The sequence below is a fragment of the Pseudomonas sp. K5002 genome (assembly GCF_013386655.1).
In the GTDB taxonomy this organism is placed as follows: Bacteria; Pseudomonadota; Gammaproteobacteria; order Pseudomonadales; family Pseudomonadaceae; genus Aquipseudomonas.
Genome location: NZ_JACARK010000875.1, coordinates 1 through 2931, shown reverse-complemented (window position 1 = coordinate 2931; position 2931 = coordinate 1). Strand labels below are relative to the sequence as shown.

Sequence of the window (2931 nt, the reverse complement as noted above, 5' to 3'; positions counted from 1 at the left end):
GTACGCTGAGCAAGTCCTGGGGCAGCAAGTCGACCCAGGTGCTGGACGACGGCTGGGCCAGGCTGCTGGCGACAAAGTGCCCGCGGCCCTGGCTGGAGGTCAGGAGGTGACGCCCGCGCAGGCGATCCAGCGCTTCATTCATGGTGAATTTTCCGACGCCCAGCAAGGCTCCCAACTCACGCACCGAAGGCAGTTTGCTGCCAGCGGCCAATTCGCCTTGCTCGATCGCATGGGCCAGGGCATCGACGATCTGCTGCACCTTCGGTGCTCGGTCATGAAAGTGAATCGCAGGAATGGGCATCACACTGTCCTTAAGTTTGCCGCCAACTTCACCGGTAAAGTCTGCGCGTATATCCATAGAGTTTACCTGCCTGTGGCGGCACGTGCGCCCTAGACTGCAAGCCCTCTTTCCTGCTGTGAAATTCCACGCCATGGCCACCGCGCTGACGCTGTCTTCGTTTTTGTATTTCCTGCTGCTGTGCACCACCCTGGCCTTCAGCCCCGGGCCCATGACCTTGTTGTTGCTCAGCCTCGGCCTGAAGGACGGCCTGCGCCGTTCCCTGCCGGCGCAGTTCGGGGCGAGTGTTTCCTACCTGGTGTCGATCCTGATCTTTGCCGTGGGCTTTTCCGAGCTGATCAAGGATTACCCGCTGATCACCCGGATCATCCAGGTGGTAGGGGTAGCCTACATCCTTTACCTGGCCTACAAGCAATGGACCAGCAGCGGAGTGACCATCAAGACCAACGATGCAACCCCGGAAAATGCCCGCAGTCTTTTCGGCAAGGGCCTGCTGACCGGGTTGTCGAATCCCAAAGCGATCATTCTGTTCAGCGCGGTATTCCCGCAGTTCGCCGCCATCGGCCAGGGCAGTGCCGCCGCCGACATCGCGATCCTCGGCCTGACCTTCCTGCTGCTGCAATTTGCCAGCGGCTGCCTGTATTGCTACTTCGGCCAACGCATCAAGCACGTGCTGGAAAACCCCAAGCGCCGGGTGTTGCTGCAACGGGCCACGGCGGTGTTGCTGCTGGGGGTGGCGCTGATGCTGGCCAGGGGCTTTTCCAGCTGAAGGCTAGCTTATGAGCGGTAGTGGCGATCTGCCGGTGCCCTGATAGACTTCGGGCATTCATCCAGGATCAAGCCAGACATGCCAGCCGCAGGAGGAAACGGACTTTCGCTCGCTTCACGCTTGTACAAGTCGCGCACCCTGGGGTTGACCCTCGGGTTTGTCTGTGTGGCCGCCGCCATCTACCCGCTGGATAAATCCGCTTGGGTCTGGGGAGTGATGATCGCCAATGCCTTCATCTGGCCGCATGTGGCCTACCAATGGTCGCGGCACTCGAAAAACTCCCTGCGCTCGGAACACCGCAACCTGCTGTTCGACTCGTTTTGCGGCGGGTTCTGGGTGGGCGCCATGCAGTTCAACCCGCTGCCCAGCGTGACCACCTTGTCGATGATGACCATGAACAACGTCGCCATCGGCGGCCCGCGCTTCATGCTCGCCGGTTGGGTGGCCCAGGCGCTGGGCATCGGCGCCTCGATGCTGGTGTTCACTCCGGCGGTGACGGCCCTCACCAGTGAAGTGCAGCTCTACGCCTGCCTGCCGATCCTGATGCTGTATCCCCTGGCGCTGGGCTGGATCTGTTACCGGCAAGCGATCACCCTGGCCCGGCACAAGCGCGAGTTGCTGGCCCTGAGCCGCACCGACAGCCTGTCGGGCCTGCTCAACCACGGCGCCTGGAAAGACCACCTGGAAATCGAGTTCCAGCGCTGCCGCCGCGACCAGCAGGGCGCCGCCATCGCGCTGATCGACATCGACCACTTCAAGACCATCAACGACACCTACGGCCATGTCACCGGCGATATCGTGCTGCGTCAATTGAGCAAAGTGCTGCGCCAGAACCTGCGGGCCACTGACCTGGCCGGGCGCTACGGTGGCGACGAATTCTGCGTGATCCTGCCGGACATGCCCCTGAACCGCGCCACCGAGGTGATGGACGCCCTGCGTGATCGCTTCAACTCCCTGGCCTACGCACAGGACCCGACCTTGCGCGCCAGCCTGAGCATCGGCCTGGCGCCATACCGGCCGGCACACGCCGACGCCACCAGTTGGCTGAACGATGCCGACCAGGCCTTGTACGAGGCCAAGAGCAGCGGGCGCAACCGGGTCAGTTCGGTGCAGGGAAGTTGGCTGAGGTCGATCTGAGGATCAACAAATCGGTGTTTGTCAGGTAGGGTGGAGCGCTACCTTCCAACAAAAACAAGGATCGGTTCATGCTCTTCAACTTCCCGCGTACCTTGCTGGCGGCCACCCTGGCGCTGTCTTTCGCCATGCCGGCCTTCAGCGCCGAACCCCACAAACAGATCCAGGCCGATTCCGAGCAGTACAAGGCCGACGCCTTGAAACTGCTGGAGCGCCTGGTGAATATCGATTCGGGCTCCGGCTACGAGCCGGGCCTGACCCAAGTGCGTGACATCGCCGGCGATGAGCTCAAGCAACTGGGTTTCAGCATCCAGCTGGTGCCGGATGCCGCCGCTCATAACAGCCATGTCATCGCCACCCTCAAGGGCACCGGCAAGGCCAGGATCCTGCTGATGGCCCACATGGACACTGTGTTCAAGGAAGGCTCGGCGGCTGCCCGGCCGTTCCACATCAAGGACGGCCGCGCCTATGGCCCGGGCGTAATGGATGACAAGGGCGGCATCGTCGCCGGCATCTACGCCTTGAAAGTCCTGAAAAACCAGGGCTTCAAGGACTACGCACAAATCACTTTCCTGCTGGACGCCAGCGAAGAAACCGGCACCGACGGCGCGTCCGAGCTGATCCGCAACACCGCCAAGGGCCACGACGTGACGCTCAACCTGGAACCGGGTCGCCCGGCCGATGGCCTGGTGGTATGGCGCAAAGGCAGCGCCACCGCCGTGGTCGAGGT

Annotated in this window: 4 protein-coding genes; 3 read left to right on the top strand and 1 reads right to left on the bottom strand. The window is 62.4% G+C overall.

The annotated features are described in order from the left end of the window. Window positions 1-301: GntR family transcriptional regulator (locus HX846_RS30345; RefSeq protein ID WP_178966799.1), on the bottom strand; the 301-nt coding region annotated here is incomplete at its 3' end. 130 nt (window positions 302-431) lie between these two features. Here HX846_RS30345 and HX846_RS30340 point away from each other — a divergent pair. The 3 genes from HX846_RS30340 to HX846_RS30330 all read left to right on the top strand — a co-directional run. Continuing rightward, entirely contained in the window at window positions 432-1067 is a 636-nt protein-coding gene (locus HX846_RS30340) for a LysE family translocator (protein WP_003210255.1), read from the top strand. A gap of 78 nt (window positions 1068-1145) precedes the next feature. Next, window positions 1146-2204 carry a diguanylate cyclase gene (locus tag HX846_RS30335; protein ID WP_023658718.1) on the top strand — a complete coding sequence of 353 codons (1059 nt, stop codon included), beginning with the start codon at window positions 1146-1148 and terminating at the stop codon, window positions 2202-2204. A gap of 68 nt (window positions 2205-2272) precedes the next feature. Next, window positions 2273-2931, top strand: a 659-nt coding sequence (locus tag HX846_RS30330) for a M20/M25/M40 family metallo-hydrolase (RefSeq protein ID WP_178966798.1), incomplete at its 3' end; no start/stop codon positions are given.